The sequence below is a fragment of the Algoriphagus sp. genome (assembly GCF_024305035.1).
Lineage (GTDB): Bacteria > Bacteroidota > Bacteroidia > Cytophagales > Cyclobacteriaceae > Algoriphagus.
In genome coordinates this window covers 1-1645 of record NZ_JAMWZB010000069.1, presented here as the reverse complement: position 1 = coordinate 1645, position 1645 = coordinate 1, and the positions used below count along the sequence as shown (strand labels likewise).

The following is a 1645-nucleotide window of genomic DNA, read 5'->3' as shown; positions in this document are numbered from 1 at the left end:
CCCAAATTCAAAATCTCAGTCCTCCTTTCAATTATTCTAATGCATAATTCGGGTTCAATTAACCACGTCACCCGCCATTGAGCCAAACGCCTGTTGTTATAGGGCGTTTTTCTATTCATTTCCAATTCCAGTTTTATTAATATGTTCAAGTAAAGCGTTTTCTAGATCGTTACAGACTTTCCAAAAATTTTTATCCATTTCTTCTATGTCAGCCTCTAATTGTTCTTCAGGGAATTTGTCAAATTGCTCTTGTCTGGCATCTGGTCCCTCAGGTACACCTTGTGGAAAATATGTTTGGTTGAATTTTCTCAATAGTCCAGCTATTGTAGAAAAGTTAAGAAATTCCAAGTCCTCAATTGTGTCTGCATTTTTGTCTGCACCACTGTTCATATAATGATCCCAAAGTCCGTCCGTTGTCAATGGTTCTATGTTAAACCATACTCGTTGGTCTCGAGTCAATTCTTGATAGTCTGAGAATCCAGTATCTACAATTTTTTCCCATGCTGATTGTGCTTCTTCTCTTGTCATTGCTTGTCGTTTTTTAAAATGCCCTATAACGGTTGGCAGCTTGCCGAAGGCGGGGCTTTCGAAGCACCATCTGTCAAGCTACCACTAATGTTTATTCGGAGCCGAAAAGTTTCTGCCACCACGAACGCCCCGCTTTTGGCAAGATGCTGTTATAGCCAGTGCTTTCTGTCAACTCTGATAATTTTACGGTCTTGGTTGGGTTGCCATTTATTTTTATGTATTCGTCCATAAACGGCAAGGTCGATTTTAACGCTATCCAACCAAACCCCATCTGTCTGTCCATTCGGATTTTATAATCATTATGCATTGGTAGTTGACCGATTACTTCTATGTCTAATCCGTGATTTTTAAAAAGCAATGCTGAAAAGCCTCCAATTTGAGGTTGGTCAACCCACTCTTTATACATTTCTGTTCCTTTGAAACTTATTTCATTAACACGCTTCACGTATACATCTGCAACTTTAAAATCTTCAATGCTTGGTCTGTCTGCCTTGTCTATTGTTGTTATTGCAATATAGTTTGTCCCAACTTCAGTTTCTTGTTCGTCAGTCAGAACAAAAGCCCCACCATAATTTCCATTATCCATTTTATAAACTAGACAGTCTCCTTTTTTGAAAATGGAATTGTATAATTTCTTCTTAGTCCGTTTTCTTGGCTTGTCTTTTTCAGTTTGAAGTTTGGATAGGAACTTGTTTAGAACTTTTTCTCTTGACCTTAAGTCCGCAGATGATGCATCTAATTCTTTCCAAATTCTAATATCTTCCCCGCTATTGATAATATGCTCAACCTTTAAAAATATCTCTTTGTCAAGTGCTTTGCATTCCCATTGTGCATTTGCAATAGCAAACCAAAAGTTTGGTACATCTTCTTCAATATTTATTGTCTCTTGGTTTTCGTCAATAAGTCTTTTTGTAATTTCCGATACAGAAAGTCCGTCATTATACAAGTCAACAAATTGCTCGTATATGTCAGCATACGTGTCGTTTGAACTTATTCCTGTTCCCCAAGCTCCCATTTTAGTTATTCTTTCTTTTTATTGATGTCGTCATTTAGCATTGGCTATAACGTTTTGCGGCTTGGCGAAGGTGGCGATTTAACCACAAATGTTCATACGAAG

The 1645-nt window shown here is 37.7% G+C and carries 2 protein-coding genes; both read right to left on the bottom strand.

Going from position 1 to position 1645, the window contains the following annotated elements; all coding sequences use genetic code 11:
- Nucleotides 1-111 precede the first annotated feature (111 nt).
- Nucleotides 112-528 carry a DUF4375 domain-containing protein gene (locus Q0L00_RS19520; protein ID WP_297338574.1) on the bottom strand — a complete coding sequence of 139 codons (417 nt, stop codon included), beginning with the start codon at nucleotides 526-528 and terminating at the stop codon, nucleotides 112-114.
- A 91-nt stretch (nucleotides 529-619) separates the two neighbouring features.
- On the bottom strand, nucleotides 620-1543 hold the full coding sequence (locus Q0L00_RS19515; RefSeq protein ID WP_297338573.1) for a hypothetical protein: 924 nt from the start codon (nucleotides 1541-1543) through the stop codon (nucleotides 620-622).
- Between the last annotated feature and the right edge of the window lie 102 nt (nucleotides 1544-1645).

Bases quoted from the DNA above. Each gene is read 5' to 3' on its own strand.
- Q0L00_RS19520 (WP_297338574.1), bottom strand. From the start codon at position 528: ATGACAAGAGAAGAAGCACAATCAGCATGGGAAAAAATTGTAGATACT.
- Q0L00_RS19515 (WP_297338573.1), bottom strand. From the start codon at position 1,543: ATGGGAGCTTGGGGAACAGGAATAAGTTCAAACGACACGTATGCTGAC.